Raw genomic sequence first — 18,666 nt, 5'->3', positions numbered from 1 at the left:
TTCTCGAAGGAAAGGAACATGTACCATGTACCGATTCGGAGAGTAGTTACGACTTAAACGTCTAGAGCATTGATGGAGTCATGTGCAATTGCGCGTCTAGTGATGCTGAAGAATGTTTCAATATAGATAAAAAACGACAGAACTCATACATTCGTGAGTTCTCTCGTTTTAGTAAGAATTTACTTCATGTGTTCTAATTCGTTGATAATCCGCTTTACTGCAAGTTTTGTCGTTCCCAGGTCTACTCTACTTAGTTTGTTTTGTTGGACGGAAATCACTAAATTCTTTTAGCTGATAAGTATTAAATCAGATTGATTCGCGAGTTGTTGATTCAATTTGTCATAGCCCGAGCTGCTGGGATACTGGATCATATCTTCGCCTATGTAGTGGTCGGTGTAGGCAAAGTGGACCGACAACTGCGTCGTCTGTTTTTTATCTTCGAAATATAAGCTTTCTTGTGTTGAGGCACTATCACTACTTCCATCAACGGTTAACCACTTTCTTTTACCAAAGCTTAATTCCTTGTCGATGATTGTGAAATCTGAACCCCGCGTACTTGCTTTTAGCTGAAATTGATCAATCTTCAAGTGTTCGTTCATGTGTGTAAACAACTGTTCATGATTCATGATTTGATTTTCATCTGTTTTTTGATTCGAAACCGTGACTTTTTTGTTTTCTAATTTAGTCTTAGACGTTACAGCATCGTCCGTGCATCCCGCAATCAAAAAAACACTGGATAACAAAATCAAGTATTTTTTTCTCCATTTCATTTAATGTTCTCCCTCCAGGACTCCACATACGAAACCACGTACTCTTTTTTCGTTCGACTGTACTTCGTTTCGAAGTAATAGAGGACATTCTCTTTCTGATTCAAAACGGAATACGAATACGTCTTGTACGCCTTTGGAAAAACAGGCTGTTGTTTACCGGCTTGCTTCCCGACTTTTGAATAGTCAATATACGCGACGGCCTCATGTTTCCCGATTCCTGTTCCCGTCATCACCGCATCGACTTGTTTTTTCGTCATGCCTTTTTTAATTTTTTGATTATTGTAGACACGTTTTGAATTTTTGACGGATACGTCAAACCAATGTTTTTCGACAAGCTTTAACTGCTTGCTGTGTTCTTTTGATTTAAATACGAGCAACATCCGGACGGTTTGGAACGTCACTTCATCCGGATTGTCCGATTCATTCGGCACCTTTGAATCTGGGTACAGATAAAACTCATACTTCAAATATTTTAGCTTCCCGCTTTTATCGTATGTATTGGAATCGTTCAATTCACTACTGCATAAAAGATTAACTTTCACTTCATCTTCTGAGCGGTCACACAGATGTTTTTTATAGTTCTTGCCATACATGACTTCCGCAACGCTGGTCATCGACGTATTCAGTTTCAGCTTTTTAAAAGTGTCATGTTGTGTTTCTTTTTTGTTTTTCGCCACGGCTTCGTTTGACGGAAAACCTGTCAACATCAGACCTATTGAGACGGACAAAACAATCAGTACTTTAATTACATTTTTCATGTTACCCCCCTCCTTCAACAGCGTTAATCAACCGAAAGTAAATCATTGAACTGGATGATGCTGCCACCTTTTTTCTCATAGTATTCAATCATTTCCGGCAGTTTCTTTTTATCGTAACTTGTGATCCCGTCCGTAATCACCGTCACGTCGTAATCCAGTTTACGTAAGTTAAAGCACGTTGATTTGACACAAGCCGTCGCATCGCCGCCGGTCAGATAAAAGTCGGTGATCTCATGCTGCTCAATAAATGATGCAAATGCTTCACTTGTTAAAGCATTCCCCTTATATTTTGTGAATACATGATCTGAAACGATATTCAAATCAGGTGCCAACTCGGCACCACGTGTCCCGGTTTTAAACGTTCTTGTCCCGGCCGATAAATTTTCGTGTCGGATATAGACCACATGCATGTCCTGTTCAACTGCCCAATCGATTGACTGATTGATCGTACCGATGACTTCTTTGTAGTTTTTTGTCATGTCATTTTGAATATCAATAACGACTAACGCTTTCTTTTGCATGTAAATTCCTCCTGATCAATGAACGGATTTTTAGTTTTGATGATGTTATGCTTCCGATTCGGATCGGATAACGTACACTTGAGGTAAGAAGCAAATTCAAGGAGGCATGCCCCATGAAAGAAAAATACTATTTTGACGTCTTTCCTGAACTGACGAGCGAACGGCTGTTATTAAAAGAAATTCGATTAAGTGAAGCGAATCAAATGATTGAGATTACGGTCTATGATGGGCAACAGGCAAAAAACAGCCTTGACGTAGTCAACATCTTGAGTCAGATTGCCCGCGATTATTTCAATGGGGACGGGATTACGTGGGGACTGTACTTAAAGTCGACCGGCGAATTCATCGGGAACTGCTGTTTTTGCCGCGGCTACCAAAACAACATTGCTGAGATCGGCTATGTCCTGAAACCGGACTTCCGCGGCCACGGTTATATGACGGAAGCCGTCAAGACCGTTACCCAGTTTGGTCTGCAGGAAATGAAAGTTTTACAGGTCTGTGCCTATACAGAACATGAAAATCGTGCCTCCCAATCCGTACTTGTAAAAGCAGGTTTTCTCCGCAGCGCTGATGAGGGGGAGACTTACAAATATCTAAGTAACTAGCGTCTTCGGATGAACGGATATCTTCCACATATGATAAAATTTAACCAAGACGCAGATGTCCGAACGCTGCACTGAAAAACCTCTGAAGTGGAGTGATGCACATGAAAACAATCACGAAGATTCTCCTTGGTGTCGTCATCGTCGGTATCCTAGCAATCAGTTGGTGGTTAGTCTCGCCGCTTCTTTTTGATAAAGCAGTTGACGAAGGACTTCCCCCGACTTCATCTGACGTCAAAACGGAAGAACAGACACCGGATACTGAAGATGAAACAGAAGCTACGACACCTGGTACGCAGGATCAGGACGGCCCTACGTTCTCCGGGATGTTCGTCGATGGAGAAAAAAACTACAAAACCTCAGGAACACTCAAAACGATTCAAGCAGAGGACGGTCAGTATCTCCGGTTTGAGGATTTCAAGACGACGAATGGTCCAGATTTATTCGTCTATCTCATTCAACCGGGTATGGAGCCAAAAGAAGGCATCAACTTAGGGGCATTAAAAGGCAATACCGGCAATCAAAATTATGCTGTCCCTCCAGATGTCGATTTCACGAAGTACAATACCGTCGTGATTTGGTGCCGTGCCTTCAACGCCGACTTTGGTACGGCAGTAGTAAAGACTGACAACGAGTAAATATTATGTAACCGATCCCCTCACCACTGATTCATTTCCAATCAGAAGGTCGGGGGTTTTGTCTGTCTCAAAGTCGCAGACACCTGCCGGCTCACTTCGCCTTAAAGTTATAGAGCGGCTTGATGACTTTAAGTAACTCGACCGTATCCATCGTGTTCCGGATGATTTCTTCCATCGGCTTGTAGACGAAGGGTGACTCATCACGTGTCGATTCGACGACCGAACTCGACCAGACGTCCTGCATCGTCGCTTCAAATTCTCTCAGATCAACGGATTTAAAGGCTTTCGAACGGGACATGATCCGTCCTGCTCCGTGTGGCGCCGAATAGTTCCAGTCCGGATTGCCTTTTCCTTTGACAATCAGTGAACCGTCACGCATGTTCATCGGAATGATGGCGACTTCACCGGCTTGCGCCGAAATCGCACCTTTGCGGAGAATCATCCGCTCGAGATCGATGTAGTTATGAATCGTATCGAACTGTTCCGTGACCGACCAGCCCATCGCTTCAACAATGACGTCGGTCATTGCTTGACGGTTCAGTGACGCGTACTTTTGAGCGATTTTTAAGTCATGTAAGTAGTTGTCCATATCGGAACCGGACACGTACGCTAAATCTTTATTCGTTTCATTGAACTGACTCTTCAGCTCGACCAACGTCGATTGGATGTCCTGCTCCCGTCCCTGATCTTTCAGTGAGGCGACGACCGATGCCGTATCGACGGTGAATTGTGAGCTTTCCGCCAGCTTTTGGTAATGTTCAGCAATCGTCTTCCCGAGGTTCCGGCTGCCGGAATGAATCACGAGATAGAGATTGTCCTCGTCGTCCGCGTTCAGCTCGATAAAGTGATTCCCGCCGCCTAACGTGCCAATCGACAACCGGGCCCGTGTTTCGTTGAACGGTGCCAACACCTGCTCAAACGGAATCTGTTCCGATAAGCGGTGCGGCTGATTGCGAACCGACATGCCGCTCGGAACCAGTGCCTGAATCGCAGCATCCAACTTCTCATAATCGACGCCGGCTGTTCCTTCACGGTTGATTTGTGTACATAACATGCCGCAGCCAATATCGACACCGACGAGATTCGGAACGACCTTATCGTGAATCCGCATCGTCGTTCCGATGACCGAGCCTTTGCCGGCATGACAATCGGGCATGATTCGGACATTGCCGTCGACGGCAATGTTTTCGTTCAGCATCCCCGTCACTTGCTCAATCGTGATGTCATCGACATTGTGTGTAAAAATCTTCGCTTCGCCGTATTTTCCGCGAATCGTCTTCATTTCATCCTCCCCCTTACCTTCCTGTCACTTGTTCAATTATCCTATAAAATCCCTTTTTTAACAATTCGTTCTTACTCGTGGACAATCGAGACCCATTGTTGGGTCAACGCCGATTGACCGTCTTCCGTTAACCAGACAAGAGCTGTCGTACTCGTCGCGTCCGGTAACCGTTTCTGCACCAGTCCCGTCATGTCGAGCTCGCGAAGCGTACTTTCCGGTAACAGCGTCACCGCTTGTCCACACCGGACGAGTCCAATCAAGGTCAAGACGTCGGAACACGTTTCCTGCGAGACGACCCCGAACTGTTGACTGAGCGTCTGAAAGACACCCAGTCCTTCCTGACTCGGAATGATCATATCGGCATCCGGAAAATCAGGATGATGGATCTGATAAAACGGTTCCTCTTCCATCCACTCGATCGTGACGCCTTGCGCCTCAATCGGCAGCCGGACGAGTGCCACGTCGATCGCATGATCCTTCAAACGATCAATCAAAGCAGCAGACTCGCCCTGATGAATCTGTAACGTAATCCGCGGATGCCGTCGTTTCATTTCTCTGACCCAGCCTGTCAAGCGGCCGGCGGACAACGTATTGACGCCGATCCGTAAAATGCCGGTCCGCCCTTCCTTGATGTCACTGACTTCGATCCGCGTTTCCGCTTCATAGCGCAACAGTGAGACGGCCCGTTCATAGAGCCGCTCACCGCTCGCTGTAATCCGGATGCCGCGTCCCGCCCGTTCAATCAGCCGTACGCCAAGCAACTCTTCCATCTTCCGAATTTGTTGCGTCAAGGCAGGCTGAGCCATCCGCAGGCGTTCTGCTGCCCGCGTGACCGATTGTTCTTCGACGACTGCACAAAAATAGCGATATTGCCGTAAATCCATATTCATCATCTCTTTCATATGTTTTCAGTCATAAATATGTATGAATCATAACATCAATCATATGATACGATGCTAAAATCAGCGATTTTTAAAGGAGACGATTTTTGTGAAACGTACGACGTCCACAGTTCAGTGGATTATTTTCTTATTAGCCAATACGATTGCCTTGCCGATCGTCGTTGCCAGTCTGTTCGACCTCTCGAATGTCGAGACGGCCGCTCTTGTTCAACGTTCTTTCTTCGTCGGCGGGATTGCCTGTTTTCTCCATGGTGTGTTCGGTCACCGGTTACCGATCGTATCCGGTCCGGCCGGCTCATGGGTCAGTATCTTTGTTGTCATCGCCGCTCTGCCGGTCGATTCAAAAACGGCCTTCACGATTGCGATGGCCGCTGTCGTCATCGCCGGTGTTGTCTTGATTTTCCTCGGGTTGACCGGATGGACGCGCTTTTTATTACCGGTCTTTACCCCGCTCGTCAGCGGCACGTTTTTGCTTTTATTATGTATTCAACTGACCGGCGTCATGCTGGGTGCCGTTCTCGCCGTCGAAGCGACACGTCTTGCCGGTGTTCTGACATTCCTGCTTGTCCTCGGACTGAGCCAGTTTGGTCCGGCACGGCTCCGTCCGTTCGCTTTGATGATCGGCATTGTCGTCGGCTGGTTGGTCAGTCGCCCGTCACTACCGGAAGCATCCGGTGTCTTTTCCGTCCCGACCGCTTTACCGTTCGGGATGCCGCAATTTGACGGCAGTGCGTTTCTCGTCGCGATTCCGTTTGCAATTCTTTTAATCGTCAACTTGATTGCTGCGCTCAGCGCCGTCGAAGCGACGATTCAGAAACAAGGCGCCTTGCATCAAGGACTGACGATCGAAGGGATCATTCACTTGATCGCGGCGACGTTCTCGACGCTCGTTCCGGTTCCCTTGCCGATCACGAGTGGCTTTATCGCCCAGACAGGCAGTAAGGACCGCCGACCGTTTTTGATTGCCTCACTCGTCATTGCCTTGGTCGGTTTTTTCCCGAGCATTATCGGCATCATCGCGACACTACCGCGCAGTGTCGCCAGTGCAGCGTTACTCGCGACGTTACCGCACATGTTCCTGATTGCCTGGCAGTCGGCTGAAAGCAGCATGAAGACCAGTCGCCGGAAACATGCCTTTGCGATTTGTGCTGTCATCGGGATCAGCATTCTGTTGCAATCGACGGTCCTGGCAGAAATCCTGCCACTGACGTTACGTCCGTTCTTCAGTAACGGCTTATTAATCGGGACGATGCTCGTGCTTGGTTTTGAAGTCATCGAGCGCTTGCGTTCGCGACGTGACGCTCAATCAGAACGGCTGGCCGGTTAATCTGTATGTCAACGTAAAATCCCCACCCTGTCGTAAAACACGACAGCATGGGGATTTTGTGTTTGAAATCACATGAAGTCCATTCAACTCGGCTTCTTCCCGTGACTCCTACAGGAAAAAGCGCGTGCTTTTCGCGCTGTCAGAGACAAACGAGACCCGGCTCCTCGTCCGAAAGGAACAGAAGCCGCGGCTCGTGTCTCGCCTGAGGAAAGCACGGGAAAGGACGACGAGTTTCACTTAACTTAACCTAACTTCACGCCACCATTTACGGGTCTGACTTGCAACCGTCACGCTCTCACCGATCATCGGTGTCACGACCGGTACGCCATGTTTCGCTGCTTCCTTCAACAGCCGTTCGACCGGTTCGTACCACGGATGAAACGCCAGTGTAAACGCCGACCAGTGGACAGGAATCATCACGTCCCCTTTGACGTCGAGATGTGCCGCGAGTGTCTGCTCCGGTAACATGTGTGAACTGGACCAACGGGTATCGTATTGCCCGCACTCCATGATCGTCAAGTCAAACGGACCGTATTGTTCTCCAATCGTCTTGAAGTGCGGACCGTAGCCGCTGTCGCCGCTGAAAAAGACTTTCTTCGACCCTTCAATCACCCATGACGCCCAAAGCGTCGAAAATTGATCAAGCCCGTTTCGTCCCGAATAATGCCGGGCCGGTGTTGCCGTCAGGCGAAGACCATTCGTCTCAACCGATTCGTGCCAATCGAGTTCCGTAATCCGACTTGCGTCGACGCCCCAGCCCTTTAGGCGGCTGCCGACACCAAGCGGGACGATGAACCGGCCGACCCGGTCTTTTAATGCCAAGACTGAATGGTAATCAAGGTGGTCATAATGGTCGTGGGAATAAATGACGAGATCGATCGGCGGCAAGGCATCGAGGTCAACCGGTGCCGTCGTCTGGAAACGTCCGCCTCCAAGTTTCGGGAACGGAGACGGCGCACGACCGAGCATCGGATCAAAGAAAATCGTCTGGTGATCGAGTTCAAGCAAGAACGCCGAATGCCCGAACCAGGTCACACGCGGTTCTGTCCCGTCCGTCCGCTGTTCAAACGGTTTGACCGGTAACGGTTTGACCGGTTTTAAAGACGGCAATTTCCGTCCATAATCTTTTAAGATACTTTTTGTCGTCTCCCATTCCATCTTCAGTTGGAACGGCAGTTCATTTTGAAACTTTCCATTTTTGAACTGGGCGGATCGTCTGTAATCCTGTTGTTCGGCTTTAGACGGTCGGCGACCGAATAACGGATAACGCGTCATGAAGACCGTTCCGAGTAAACCGAGCCCTACAAGTGTTGCGACTGTTTTTTTCATGTTTTCACCTCTTCAATAAGTGCTTCCAGTATAGCACTCGCCTTTTTCCTGGCGGTAGCGAAGACACTTCTCCAACAAAAAACACGGATTACTTTAAAAAAAGCAAGCCGTGTTCGTCCCTTATTTATTTAAATCGTCCGCGTCCCATTTCGTCCGCGTACTTTTTTCGTGATCGGATTCATGATTCGACTCATAGTCATTGACGCCGGGATTTTCGACTTTCCCTCCGTGACGATCTTCCGTGTGGTCATGACGATGCCCGTGTTCGTGGTCATGATCGTGGTCGTGATCATGGTGTTCTCGTTCCTTGACGAACAAAGCAATCCCACCACGCTCGACTTCTTCATAATGTTTCGCCGCTTCGTCGTCCGAATGCCCGACGCGTTTCAGTGTCTCGCGTAACGGCGGTTCCTTGCTGAACTTCGCTTTCATTTCATCGACCCAAGACGCACCCGATGTCTCTTCGGCCGCTTCATCCCGTCCGACGACTGAAAAATCTGAGTCCTTATGTCCGTGTTCTTTTAAAGCATGCATCTTTTGTTCCAAGCTGGATTGATCATGAAAAACGCCTACGAATTTTTTCGCCATCGTTGCCACCATCCCTCTCACAAAATGTATGAATCGAACCACTTCCCTTTTTTACCCATGTTCTTCTGAAGCAAAACAGCGAAGCACAAAAAAAAGAGCTGATCCGCTGATGCGAATACGCTCTTTTCCTTCAATCAGTCATTCAATTGTTGCGGTGAATCGACTAACGTGATTGTACCTTCATTTTTTTGGACGAAGCGTTCGTAGACGAAATCGTTCGCAAAGAGGAGAACCGGGTTTTCCCAACGGTCATAAACGAGGACCGTCCGTGAATCCGTCAATTTCTTCACTTCATTGATTTCTGTCACCTTGACCCACTTCGCGACCTGGAAGTTCGCCGCATCTTTTAAGATATCGACGCCGTACTCGCCTTTAAGGCGGTGTTCGAAGACTTCGAACTGAAGTTGACCGATCGCACCGAGGATGACCTCGTTGTATTCCGTCTTATAGACTTGGATTGCTCCTTCTTGCGCCAATTGTTCAATCCCTTTTTGGAATTGTTTGGACTTCAGGGCATTTTTCGTAAAGACCTTCAAGAACAACTCCGGTGCGAACGTCGGCAAGGCTTCGTATTGGAGTGACGGATCACCATTTGTGATCGTATCGCCAATTTGATAGTTGCCCGAGTCGTAGAGACCGATGACGTCTCCGGCAAAGGCTTCGTTGACCGTTTCCCGCTCATCTGCCATGAACTGCGTCGATTGCGACAATTTCATTTTCTTACCTGTCCGCGTCAGGACGACATCCATCCCACGGTCGAATTTGCCGGTACAGATGCGGATGAACGCAATCCGGTCCCGGTGATTCGGGTTCATGTTCGCCTGGATTTTAAAGACGAATCCGCTGAAGAATTCTTGTGCCGGTTCGATTTTCCCTTTGTTCGATTCCCGTGGTGTCGGTGACGGGGACAAGTTGAGATAGTGTTCGAGCAGTGGTGTGACACCAAAGTCGACGAGAGCTGAACCGAAGAAGACCGGTGTCAGTTCACCTTTTGCAATCAATTCCTCGTCATAGGCATTGCCGGCACCGTCGAGTAAATCAACTTCATCGACGAGCGTATCGTACATTTCGTTGTTGATTGAGTTAGCGAGTTCGTCGTTTGCGAGCCCTTCTTCCCCCAGCTCAATCGTCTTCCGGTCCTGTTTGAAGCAGTGGAACTTCTCGTTTACCCGGTCGTAGACCCCTTCGAACTGTTGTCCTGATCCTGCCGGCCACGTGACGGCAACAGACGGGATACCGAGGACTTCTTCAAGCTCCTCCATCAATTCGAGTGGATCACGTGCTTGACGGTCCATCTTGTTGATGAATGTAAAAATTGGAATACCGCGCATCCGGCAGACTTGGAAAAGTTTTTTTGTCTGTGACTCGATCCCTTTCGCCGCATCGATGACCATGATTGCCGAGTCGACGGCCGTCAAGATCCGGTACGTATCTTCCCCGAAGTCCGAGTGACCCGGTGTATCCATGATAGAGACGATTTTTTTATCGTATTCGAATTGCATGACCGATGACGTGACCGAGATTCCGCGTTGTTTCTCGATTTCCATCCAGTCGGATTTGGCAAATTTCGAATTTTTTCGGGCTTTGACCGACCCTGCTTCCCGGATTGCCCCTCCGTGGAGTAAGAATTTTTCTGTTAATGTCGTTTTCCCGGCATCCGGGTGGGAGATGATACCGAAAATCCGGCGTTTCTCGACTTCAGTTTGTAATTTTGTCATGTATGATTAAGTCCCTTCACGATAAATTCAATACTTGTAACCAGCTCATTTTTCGCAACTAGTCTATCATACCGAATTTTCAGCTGTTCGTCTATTTCACATGATTGACTTAATTTTCAGATTTTTAGTTGACAACTCGTCCTGATGTTCTATACGATGACGAGGAAGTTAACTAACTAGAAGGAGGAGACGTACACATGAAACAGCCACAAGCACAGCGACAGATTCAGGTATCAAACTCATCTGCGATCATTGTACGTCACCCAATCGTTTAATTTTTTAAAAATTAAGCAGGGTGTGCGTATGCGTATACGTACATGCTGCCCCCTTATATCAGGACGGGTATGCCCATATTTGTGCGTATCCGTCTTTTCTATTGTCTAAAAACGGAATAATAAGGGGTTTTATTTATGTTCAACTCATTAAAACTGCTCGACCGTAACATCTGGATCCGGTTCGTCGGGGAAACGTTAACCGGTATCATGATGTTCATGATTGCACCATTTCTCGTACTCTATTACGCCGACCAACTCGATTCATACCTCCTCGTCGGTGTCATCATGGCGATCGGTCCGATTTCCGCGTTGTTCGGATCCTTCCTCGGCGGGCACCTCGCCGACATTTACGGCCGCAAACCACTGATGGTCATCGCCATCGTCGGGGATGCGCTCGCCTTGATCGGATTTACGTTTGCCGATACATTTTGGCCGTTGCTTATCTTAAATGCGACGCTCGGCCTGACAAATTCTCTGTTCCACCCGGCAGCGAGCGCGATGGTCGCTGATGTCACACCACCGGAACGGTTGAATGAATCGTTTGGTCTCTTACGGATGGGACATAACATCGGGGCCGCGTTCGGTCCATTGATCGGCAGTGCCGTCCTCTTCATCGATCGGTCCTTAATTTTCTATGGAGCAGCTATTGTTTATGTACTTTATGCCCTCGTCCTCCTGCTGTTCATCGGTGAGACGAAACCTGAAAAAATCGAGCATCCGGTGGATACGCCACAACTTTCTTCACTGACTGTCTTACGAAAGGACCATGTCTTTTTAATCTTCATTGCGGCTGGTGTCTTCATCTCGATGGGCTTCACGCTCGTCGAAAACATGTTACCCGTCTTCTTAAAAGAAGCCTTACCGGGATTACCGGACGAAAAAAATCCTTTCCCGTACTTGATGGGACTGAACGGCATCATGGTCGTCTTGTTCCAATTTCCGATTGCTGCGAAGCTATCCGGGAAATCGTTCGGGAAAGTCATGTTACTCGGCGCAAGCGTCTTCGGACTCGGCATGATTTTACTCGCCTTCGTCCCGTCCTACTTCTTCTCGCTCGGAACGGATTATATCGTCATCGTCATTCTCTTACTCGTCATATACGCCCTTTATACGGTCGGTGAAATGATCATGTCACCGGTCCAAATGACGTTCATCGCTTTAATCGCGCCGGTTCACTTACGGGGAACGTATAATGGTGCCGCGAGCGTGCAGTGGTTGATTGGTGGCGTAACGGCACCGCTCCTCGGGTCGTTGTTCCTCGAATCCGGTCACGGCGACTATGCGCTTGGCGCCATCGGGGTCGCGTGTTGTTTATCTGGACTTGTCTACTTGGCACTCGATCGTTCGATTCGCCGTGCGAAACGATTGTCCGAGTCGGCGTAAGTTAACGTTTATTTTAAAAAGGCGCATCTGACGAAAAGTCGAATGCGCCTTTTACTGTTTTAGAAAGAAGAGGTCTTGGTTTCTTATGTTTAGGGCGGAACGCTCTTCCTCGACTCGTCTTCAAAGCTTCCCATTTTCGTTAGTTTCATCGGGAAAAAGCGACTAAACGCACGCTGCTCAAGAGACAGGCAAGCCGAAGGTGATTTTCGTCTCTCCTTTCGATTCATTCCTCACAACGGCAAGTTTCGTTTCCGGAAAATGACGATGGCAAGACCATAGCTCAGCAGACCAATCAAGATTAAAATGATTACTGAGACGAGGACCTCTCCTTCCCCACTGGCGATTTTTCCAGGTTCATAAAGCGAAAACGGCGTAAAATGCCGAATCCAGTCGATTTTCGTGACGATTTTCCCCATCATGTTCATCCCGTAAAATAGAAAAGTTACACCACCGGCGACCGCAAAAGCATTTTTTTCATCGTTGAACAAACAGGAAATCAAGAACGAATAACCGCTGACGGCTAAGAACAAGCAAAACCCGACGTAGTTGATTTGGAAAAACTCAGTGAGTGCGATTCGGTCCGTATCGATTAAGAATCGTGCTGCGAGCGCCCCGCCTGCGAATGTCAAAACATGAATCACAATTAAACCACTGATTAAGACGAGCATTTGTGTGACGATGACTTTCGTTCGTGAAACCTGCGTCGATAAAAGATAGGCCATCGAGCCGCGATCGACGAGCCGTGCGACAAGTTGAATCGCGACCATCACGCTAAAGACACCCAGGATTAAAAGATAAAACAGACCATAGTATTCGGCCGAGATGAATTGACCGTAGTTGCTGATAGACTCCATTCCAAATGCCCGCATCATTCCTTCCGGTAAGATCTGCATCATGTCGTCAATCTGTTCCATGTTGTCGTCGAGCAACGGATAAAGGGAGGTAATCAACGTGACATACATGGCTGAGCCGACCCCGAAACCAAAAAACATCTTCAGATGGAGCTGCATCATATGACGATAAAGGGCGAGATTCATTTCCCCAACTCCTTTTGATTATAATAATCCATAAAAATTTGTTCCAAGCTTTGGTCATCGGCACTGATGTTCTTGACGTGATACGGGGCGAGCGTTTGGATGAGTAAATCATAATTCCCACGGAGTTCGACCCGGACCGTCCGCACGTCGATTCGCTCCGTCGTCAAGGCGGAAGCAAGCAGAGCGGCTACAGCCACTTCTTCATGGAGCGTGACGTTAAATGATTTTCGTTGCATCGTCTGCAACTCATGAATATTTTTTGTCGCGACGATTTTTCCGTCACGAATAATCGCTGCCCGGTCGCATGTCCGCTCGATTTCAGCAAAACTATGAGACGACATCAAGAAGGTCTTGCCACGTGCTTTTTCTTCAAGGACGAGTTCGATGAACAAGTTCTGCATCAATGGATCGAGTCCCGACGTCGGCTCGTCGAGGATATAGATTTCCGGGTCATGCATGAATGTCGCGACGATCCCAATCTTTTGCTTCATTCCTTTTGACATCTTGCGAATCGGTGTGTTCGGGTTGAATTGGAGCTTTTTAATCAACTCGTCACGTCTGTCCGGATTGTCTGATCCTTGCATACCAGCCATCATGTTGAGGAACGCAAGCCCCGTCATTCCGTCGAGGAACGCCATTTCGCCGGGTAAATAACCGACGTGACTTCGCGCTTGCGCCTGATTTGCCCACGTATCGAGCCCCTTTATCGTCGCCCGTCCGCGTTGCGGCTTCATATATCCCATCAAATGACGAATCGTCGTTGATTTTCCGCTACCGTTCGGTCCGAGAAAACCAAATACTTCGCCTTTCTCCACATTGATCGTGACATCAAAAATTCCTTTTCCGTTTGAAAACTGTTGCGTCAGATTCTCGATGTTAATCATGTCATCACTCCCGAATTATGAAATATGAATCGTTGTTTATTACATTAATTTTATACTGCTAGTTTTTTGAAGTCAATGATATAATGAAATATAGAGGATGATATATTTCATTATATCGTGATAACAGGAGGTTTCTTTTTATGAATGGATTTGAAAAACGAACGGCAGAAATCAAACAGCGTATCCGTCAAGCGACACTCGCCTTATTGATGACATCAGAACCAAAACACCTGCGGATTGCAGATATCGTCGATCGTGCCAATGTTTCACAAGTGACAATCTATAAGCATTTTGAAAACAAAGAGAATCTCATCCGTGAGACGATTCAAGAGTGGTACACGAAGATGATGGAGCAAATGGAAACATACCTAACAGGTGGCTACTCCTTTCAAGAAAAATTATCGTTTATCCTGCTTCAAAAAAAGCAGTCCTTTGAACAATTCCCGATGGAACACCTGAACACCCTTCTTTTACAAGATACGACGATGAGAGCATTTACAGAAAAAATGAATCAGGAATTCACCCTCCCGCTGATGCTCGCTTTGATTGACCAAGGAAAAAAAGAAGGCGTAATCCATCATACTTTCTCACCACCTCTCATCATGTTTTACATGAATCTCTTCATGGAACAGGCTGACGCATTCACGGGACTCGCTGATAACTACGCTGACAAAGATCATTTCATCAATGAGATAATGCAACTCTTTTTTTATGGGGTTGCTGGAAAACCACATTAATCCATGATAAAAAGCGAGTTCTCCCTTTAATGATCGGGAAAACTCGCTTTTGTCTATAAAAACAACGCATCTCAGGTAACTTACGCTTAAGACGGCAACGCATTATCTGCGACAAATGGACCAAAGATAACCGGTAGCGGTTCCAGCGTTCTTTGCACATCCGCGATGAACCGACTCGATCCACTGACGAATACGATCGGGTCGTCGCTTGCAATCATCTCTAAAAATTCAACCGCCCCTTCATCCGTACTATTTTGGTGCATAGTATGGAAAACAAGTCCCTTTTGAATAAGTCCTTCGAGTGTCATCATCAACTTAGCCGAGAGCACCTTCATGTCGTTAAAATGGACGAGCGTCGTTTTCCGTTGATTCGTCAAAGCATACCTTGCTTCGTCAATGACAGCACCTAAATGATGTGTTTCTGCAATCAACAACACTTCGAGTTGTCTCCAGTCTGCGTTTGATGAATATTTGCAAAAGTGACGACACGTATCGACGAGTTGGTGATGGACGACAGACCATGCCTCGAGCAATGGGTCTGTCGCTTCAAGCTCAAATTCCCATTGCACGGCGAGCAGGATTTCCTGACTGACGATTTCTGGGTAAGACAGAATGAACGATTTCGTTTGATTGATTTCTTCGAGTAAAATGAGTTTAAACAACTCACTCGGTTCTTGTTGGTTCGTCACGTGATGCAACAGGCGACTGAGGCGTAAAATCCGAAGTTCACGATTTTGTAAACGCATGTCCTGCTGTCCCATTTGTTCAAGCTGTCGGCTATGATTTTTTTCTAACTGATCATAAAACCGGCTCGCGATGCGGAAACCGCGTTTGTCCACTTCCGGACCCATCTTTTGTAAGAGGTGTAATGCTTGATCAAAATGCATACCATGACCTACCTTTCCCCCTCATTATGCCCGAACCCCTAAGTAAAAACAATCTTCAAAAAAGTATAGTAAATACTTGTTTCATCCAACACATTTAAACTTGTTCTTCTCTCCTGTCCATTTTAAAATCTAGGGTAAGTAGGTGATATATATGCGCATGACACGTTATACGGACTATGCGATCCGGTCGCTTTTATTTGCAGGCGCACATGCGGATCGACTTGTCCGAATCCAGGAAGTAGCGGACTGTTACGACATTTCTAAAAATCATCTGATGAAAGTCGTCTATCGTTTAGGACAAAATGGTCTGATTCATTCTGTCCGTGGTCGTGGTGGCGGATTTCGCTTAGCAAGTCCTCCGGATGAAATTTATCTCGGTGACGTCGTGCAGTTGTTCGAACCAACGACTCATTTTTTGGACCCGCAAGAGGGAATGGTGGAACATCCATCTCTTGACCCTGCACGAACTGCCTTTGATGAAGCGATTGAAGCGTTCCATCAGGTACTTAATAGTTATACGATCCAGGATTTACTGCATCCGGCAAATGAACTGCATCCACAAATTCTTGAAATGATTCCGACGCGCAATTGATGCGTAGCGGAATCATTTTTTGTTGCGCCCGCATCATCAACGATTTCTCATCCGCTGCGTGGTATACTCATATAAGAAAGGAGGGGTACAGATGAACCCTCATGAAGAACTCAATAGCCTATATCTTCGATTGAAAGAGGAAAATCCGTCACTCGAACGTGGCGAATCACTTTGGACGATTTTTGAAGATACGACCGACGATTCACTTCGCCCCTTAGCATTATGGACCTTTTCTCAAAACCAGTTTGATCTCGGACATTTCCGCTCGTTCCTCGTCTCGTTTTCATTATTGATGGACTGGATTCGTAAGGACGAACTGACACTGACACATAAACAGGAGCTTGACCTGTACTGGAACTATAAATCGTATTTGATTTATGCCGCTGAACAAGAAGACGTCTCGATCGCTTTGTTAGAGGCGGATTATGAACGTTTTAGCGACTTTTGTGACGCCAACGGATTTGCGCGGACCCGTGATTATATCGGTTTCATGATTTACAGTAAACTTGGTGACGAAGAACAAGCGGATCAATACTTGGAAGAATGGATTGATGCCCCTTCCGATGAACTGAGTGACTGTCCGTCGTGTGAAGGATTCAGCCGGATGACGTATGCGATTGAACGTGGTTTCGAAGACCGGGCACTTCTATTGTATGCAGCAATCCGACACGAGCGCGGTTGTTCACGGATGCCGGACCAGGCACATCCGTACATCTTGCCATTGTTCATCAGTCGTAAACAGGACCGATTCGATTGGATGGAGAAACTCACACAAGAAGTACGCCGCGTCAAGCCGCTCTTCACAGGTGGCGACGAACCGTATCACCTTTATGCCGAAATGTATTACAACCCGAATTACGTCTGGTCGATGGAAGAGAAAAAACAATTGATTCCGCTTTTGACAGATCGCGGCTACCTTCAGTTCTTACTCGCTCATTACGCAGCCTCTTACCGATCAGCCCGTAAAGAAGAAGCCGGCTACCTCGGATTGCTCCGTTCGAATATTTATGAAATTGCCCAAAGTCTTGACCACCGCATTGACGGTTCCTTCTATCTAGACTTTGTCGAACGTGAACTTAAACGGGTCACACAATTTGTCGGTTGATGCACCACGAAAGGAAGTGTCGTCATGCTTGATCATGTTCAGTTAGCTGCGCCACCTGCTTCAGAAGATGCGACCCGGGCTTTTTATGCCGGGCTACTACATATGAAAGAAGTCGAAAAGCCCATCGGTGTCCGTGCGACGGGTGGCGTTTGGTTTACAAGTCACGCTGCAGCGATTCACGTTGGCATCGAACAAAATTTTCAGCCGGCTAAAAAAGCACATCCCGGCCTCACGTTTCCCGACTTGGATGGTGTCGCCGAGCGCTTGAATAAAGCCGGTCACCCGGTCACGTTTGACGATCGGCTTGCACCGCGCCGGCGATTGTTTACGGAGGATCCGTTCGGAAACCGGATCGAGTGTATCGAAAGCCAGTTGACGCCGATTACTCCGGATAAACTAAAGGCAGGTTCGCATGTCCGTCTCCTTGCGCCTGCTTCGAGCTTAGCGAGTGTCGATGAAAAAATCATCAATGACGCCATCGAACTGTTAGAAACGCTCGGACTCCGCGTCTCAATCAGTCAACATGCCCGCGCCGTCAATCCGTTCGGTTCGAGCGACCCGGCTTGCCGAATCGACGATTTACATGCCGCTTTCGCCGACAGCGACGTCAACGCGATTCTTTGCGTACGCGGTGGCTTCAGTTCAAACGAATTGCTTGCGGGACTCGACTACGATTTAATTCGGACCCACCCGAAGATTCTTTGCGGGTTCTCTGACATTACGGCGCTCAGTAATGCGATTTTCACAAAAACAGGTCTCATCACCTACTCAGGACCGATGCTACGCGCACTCAGTTCGCGTGACGCCTATACGCTAGACTACTTCAAAAAAATGTTCTTCGACGTCCAAGTGATCTCCGTTCGTCCGAGCGTCAACTGGCATGACTCGTTTGACGGCCGGACCGTCACGTCGTTGAACGACGGGCACCTCGTTTTAGCGAGTGGAAAAGCGAGTGGTCGGATTCTCGGGGGGAACCTTTGTACGTTGAACTTAATACAAGGAACGCCGTTTTTCCCCGATTTACGTCAAGCCGTCCTCTTCTTAGAAGACGACTACGAAGTCCATCCGGCGACGTTTGCCCGTGATTTTGCTTCGTTACTGGCACAACCGGGCGCTGACGAAATCCGCGGGATCGTCTTCGGCCGGTTCCAACTGACAACGAAGATGACGGAAGAACATTTACGTTATCTCGTCAGTCTCTACCCGCAACTTAAAACCATCCCCGTCATCGCGAATGCGGATTTCGGTCACACGGAACCTTTATTTACGTTCCCGATTGGCGGGATCGCCGAGCTTGACCATGATCAAATCACGCTAAACGCGAAATAAAA

General features: G+C 47.6%; 19 protein-coding genes. 8 read left to right on the top strand and 11 right to left on the bottom strand.

All coding sequences use genetic code 11. The features are described from left to right. Window positions 1–287: 287 nt before the first annotated feature. The 3 genes from AC0VYQ_RS06010 to AC0VYQ_RS06000 are packed head-to-tail and all read right to left on the bottom strand — an operon-like array spanning window position 288 to window position 2,049. Window positions 288–770 (bottom strand): hypothetical protein, encoded by a 483-nt coding sequence (locus AC0VYQ_RS06010; RefSeq protein ID WP_475404454.1) that lies wholly within the window; start codon window positions 768–770, stop codon window positions 288–290. Beyond that, window positions 767–1,528, bottom strand: coding sequence for a hypothetical protein (locus AC0VYQ_RS06005; protein ID WP_475404453.1), 762 nt, complete (start codon window positions 1,526–1,528; stop codon window positions 767–769). Before AC0VYQ_RS06005 ends, AC0VYQ_RS06010 begins: the two co-directional genes overlap by 4 nt. 23 nt (window positions 1,529–1,551) lie before the next feature. Beyond that, window positions 1,552–2,049, bottom strand: coding sequence for a cysteine hydrolase family protein (locus tag AC0VYQ_RS06000; RefSeq protein ID WP_475404452.1), 498 nt, complete (start codon window positions 2,047–2,049; stop codon window positions 1,552–1,554). Window positions 2,050–2,162: 113 nt separating this feature from the next. Here AC0VYQ_RS06000 and AC0VYQ_RS05995 point away from each other — a divergent pair, with 113 nt between their 5' ends. Together AC0VYQ_RS05995 and AC0VYQ_RS05990 are read left to right on the top strand one after the other, a co-directional pair. Then, window positions 2,163–2,654, top strand: coding sequence for a GNAT family N-acetyltransferase (locus AC0VYQ_RS05995; protein WP_475404451.1), 492 nt, complete (start codon window positions 2,163–2,165; stop codon window positions 2,652–2,654). Between the two features lie 101 nt (window positions 2,655–2,755). Next, window positions 2,756–3,289: a DM13 domain-containing protein gene (locus tag AC0VYQ_RS05990; protein ID WP_475404450.1), complete on the top strand. Its 534-nt coding sequence runs from the start codon at window positions 2,756–2,758 to the stop codon at window positions 3,287–3,289. Window positions 3,290–3,380: 91 nt separating this feature from the next. Here the strand turns inward: AC0VYQ_RS05990 and AC0VYQ_RS05985 are convergent, their stop codons facing one another. Both AC0VYQ_RS05985 and AC0VYQ_RS05980 read right to left on the bottom strand, forming a co-directional pair. After that, window positions 3,381–4,571, bottom strand: coding sequence for an RtcB family protein (locus AC0VYQ_RS05985; protein ID WP_475404449.1), 1,191 nt, complete (start codon window positions 4,569–4,571; stop codon window positions 3,381–3,383). A 71-nt stretch (window positions 4,572–4,642) separates the two neighbouring features. Continuing rightward, the gene (locus AC0VYQ_RS05980; RefSeq protein WP_475404448.1) at window positions 4,643–5,455 is read right to left on the bottom strand and encodes a LysR family transcriptional regulator; all 813 of its coding nucleotides are present in this window, start codon (window positions 5,453–5,455) and stop codon (window positions 4,643–4,645) included. Window positions 5,456–5,561: 106 nt separating this feature from the next. Here AC0VYQ_RS05980 and AC0VYQ_RS05975 point away from each other — a divergent pair, with 106 nt between their 5' ends. Further along, window positions 5,562–6,800 carry a purine/pyrimidine permease gene (locus AC0VYQ_RS05975; protein WP_475404447.1) on the top strand — a complete coding sequence of 413 codons (1,239 nt, stop codon included), beginning with the start codon at window positions 5,562–5,564 and terminating at the stop codon, window positions 6,798–6,800. 237 nt (window positions 6,801–7,037) lie between these two features. Here the strand turns inward: AC0VYQ_RS05975 and AC0VYQ_RS05970 are convergent, their stop codons facing one another. The 3 genes from AC0VYQ_RS05970 to AC0VYQ_RS05960 form a co-directional block, all read right to left on the bottom strand. Next, window positions 7,038–8,129, bottom strand: a complete 1,092-nt coding sequence (locus tag AC0VYQ_RS05970; RefSeq protein ID WP_475404446.1) for an MBL fold metallo-hydrolase — start codon at window positions 8,127–8,129, stop codon at window positions 7,038–7,040. A gap of 120 nt (window positions 8,130–8,249) precedes the next feature. Beyond that, window positions 8,250–8,717 (bottom strand): hypothetical protein, encoded by a 468-nt coding sequence (locus AC0VYQ_RS05965; RefSeq protein ID WP_475404445.1) that lies wholly within the window; start codon window positions 8,715–8,717, stop codon window positions 8,250–8,252. Window positions 8,718–8,851: 134 nt separating this feature from the next. Further along, window positions 8,852–10,435, bottom strand: coding sequence for a peptide chain release factor 3 (locus AC0VYQ_RS05960; RefSeq protein ID WP_088836773.1), 1,584 nt, complete (start codon window positions 10,433–10,435; stop codon window positions 8,852–8,854). Between the two features lie 410 nt (window positions 10,436–10,845). Between AC0VYQ_RS05960 and AC0VYQ_RS05955 the strand changes: the two genes are divergently transcribed. Then, the gene (locus AC0VYQ_RS05955) at window positions 10,846–12,093 is read left to right on the top strand and encodes an MDR family MFS transporter (RefSeq protein WP_029333326.1); all 1,248 of its coding nucleotides are present in this window, start codon (window positions 10,846–10,848) and stop codon (window positions 12,091–12,093) included. A gap of 230 nt (window positions 12,094–12,323) precedes the next feature. Here AC0VYQ_RS05955 and AC0VYQ_RS05950 read toward each other — a convergent pair whose 3' ends face one another. Continuing rightward, window positions 12,324–13,130 carry an ABC transporter permease subunit gene (locus tag AC0VYQ_RS05950; RefSeq protein WP_475404444.1) on the bottom strand — a complete coding sequence of 269 codons (807 nt, stop codon included), beginning with the start codon at window positions 13,128–13,130 and terminating at the stop codon, window positions 12,324–12,326. After that, on the bottom strand, window positions 13,127–14,014 hold the full coding sequence (locus AC0VYQ_RS05945; protein WP_475404443.1) for an ABC transporter ATP-binding protein: 888 nt from the start codon (window positions 14,012–14,014) through the stop codon (window positions 13,127–13,129). Before AC0VYQ_RS05945 ends, AC0VYQ_RS05950 begins: the two co-directional genes overlap by 4 nt. A gap of 140 nt (window positions 14,015–14,154) precedes the next feature. On the opposite strand from AC0VYQ_RS05945, the gene AC0VYQ_RS05940 reads away from it, so the two are divergent. After that, a complete protein-coding gene (locus AC0VYQ_RS05940) occupies window positions 14,155–14,751 on the top strand; it encodes a TetR/AcrR family transcriptional regulator (protein WP_475404442.1) in 597 nt (198 codons plus the stop codon). A gap of 86 nt (window positions 14,752–14,837) precedes the next feature. Here AC0VYQ_RS05940 and AC0VYQ_RS05935 read toward each other — a convergent pair whose 3' ends face one another. Next, window positions 14,838–15,638 carry a hypothetical protein gene (locus tag AC0VYQ_RS05935; protein WP_475404441.1) on the bottom strand — a complete coding sequence of 267 codons (801 nt, stop codon included), beginning with the start codon at window positions 15,636–15,638 and terminating at the stop codon, window positions 14,838–14,840. A gap of 151 nt (window positions 15,639–15,789) precedes the next feature. Here AC0VYQ_RS05935 and AC0VYQ_RS05930 point away from each other — a divergent pair, with 151 nt between their 5' ends. The 3 genes from AC0VYQ_RS05930 to AC0VYQ_RS05920 all read left to right on the top strand — a co-directional run bounded on the left by AC0VYQ_RS05930 (window position 15,790) and on the right by AC0VYQ_RS05920 (window position 18,664). Next, window positions 15,790–16,230, top strand: coding sequence for an RrF2 family transcriptional regulator (locus AC0VYQ_RS05930; RefSeq protein ID WP_159173733.1), 441 nt, complete (start codon window positions 15,790–15,792; stop codon window positions 16,228–16,230). 91 nt (window positions 16,231–16,321) lie between these two features. Then, window positions 16,322–17,335, top strand: coding sequence for a hypothetical protein (locus AC0VYQ_RS05925; RefSeq protein ID WP_029333318.1), 1,014 nt, complete (start codon window positions 16,322–16,324; stop codon window positions 17,333–17,335). A gap of 24 nt (window positions 17,336–17,359) precedes the next feature. Further along, window positions 17,360–18,664 carry a VOC family protein gene (locus tag AC0VYQ_RS05920; protein WP_475404440.1) on the top strand — a complete coding sequence of 435 codons (1,305 nt, stop codon included), beginning with the start codon at window positions 17,360–17,362 and terminating at the stop codon, window positions 18,662–18,664. The last annotated feature ends 2 nt before the right edge of the window (window positions 18,665–18,666 follow it).

The sequence above is a fragment of the Exiguobacterium sp. QJM3NY_9 genome (assembly GCF_056173545.1).
The sequence above is the reverse complement of the archived record's forward strand: the minus strand, read 5'-3'. Positions and strand labels throughout refer to the sequence as shown.

Excerpts from the sequence above, each read along its gene's own strand:
- AC0VYQ_RS05980 (WP_475404448.1), bottom strand. The coding sequence starts at position 5,455 with ATGGATTTACGGCAATATCGCTATTTTTGTGCAGTCGTCGAAGAACAA.
- AC0VYQ_RS05965 (WP_475404445.1), bottom strand. The coding sequence starts at position 8,717 with ATGGCGAAAAAATTCGTAGGCGTTTTTCATGATCAATCCAGCTTGGAA.
- AC0VYQ_RS05970 (WP_475404446.1), bottom strand. The coding sequence starts at position 8,129 with ATGAAAAAAACAGTCGCAACACTTGTAGGGCTCGGTTTACTCGGAACG.
- AC0VYQ_RS06010 (WP_475404454.1), bottom strand. The coding sequence starts at position 770 with ATGAAATGGAGAAAAAAATACTTGATTTTGTTATCCAGTGTTTTTTTG.
- AC0VYQ_RS05925 (WP_029333318.1), top strand. The coding sequence starts at position 16,322 with ATGAACCCTCATGAAGAACTCAATAGCCTATATCTTCGATTGAAAGAG.
- AC0VYQ_RS05950 (WP_475404444.1), bottom strand. The coding sequence starts at position 13,130 with ATGAATCTCGCCCTTTATCGTCATATGATGCAGCTCCATCTGAAGATG.
- AC0VYQ_RS05940 (WP_475404442.1), top strand. The coding sequence starts at position 14,155 with ATGAATGGATTTGAAAAACGAACGGCAGAAATCAAACAGCGTATCCGT.
- AC0VYQ_RS06005 (WP_475404453.1), bottom strand. The coding sequence starts at position 1,528 with ATGAAAAATGTAATTAAAGTACTGATTGTTTTGTCCGTCTCAATAGGT.
- AC0VYQ_RS05960 (WP_088836773.1), bottom strand. The coding sequence starts at position 10,435 with ATGACAAAATTACAAACTGAAGTCGAGAAACGCCGGATTTTCGGTATC.
- AC0VYQ_RS05945 (WP_475404443.1), bottom strand. The coding sequence starts at position 14,014 with ATGATTAACATCGAGAATCTGACGCAACAGTTTTCAAACGGAAAAGGA.
- AC0VYQ_RS05955 (WP_029333326.1), top strand. The coding sequence starts at position 10,846 with ATGTTCAACTCATTAAAACTGCTCGACCGTAACATCTGGATCCGGTTC.
- AC0VYQ_RS05930 (WP_159173733.1), top strand. The coding sequence starts at position 15,790 with ATGCGCATGACACGTTATACGGACTATGCGATCCGGTCGCTTTTATTT.
- AC0VYQ_RS05990 (WP_475404450.1), top strand. The coding sequence starts at position 2,756 with ATGAAAACAATCACGAAGATTCTCCTTGGTGTCGTCATCGTCGGTATC.
- AC0VYQ_RS05935 (WP_475404441.1), bottom strand. The coding sequence starts at position 15,638 with ATGCATTTTGATCAAGCATTACACCTCTTACAAAAGATGGGTCCGGAA.
- AC0VYQ_RS05985 (WP_475404449.1), bottom strand. The coding sequence starts at position 4,571 with ATGAAGACGATTCGCGGAAAATACGGCGAAGCGAAGATTTTTACACAC.
- AC0VYQ_RS06000 (WP_475404452.1), bottom strand. The coding sequence starts at position 2,049 with ATGCAAAAGAAAGCGTTAGTCGTTATTGATATTCAAAATGACATGACA.
- AC0VYQ_RS05920 (WP_475404440.1), top strand. The coding sequence starts at position 17,360 with ATGCTTGATCATGTTCAGTTAGCTGCGCCACCTGCTTCAGAAGATGCG.
- AC0VYQ_RS05995 (WP_475404451.1), top strand. The coding sequence starts at position 2,163 with ATGAAAGAAAAATACTATTTTGACGTCTTTCCTGAACTGACGAGCGAA.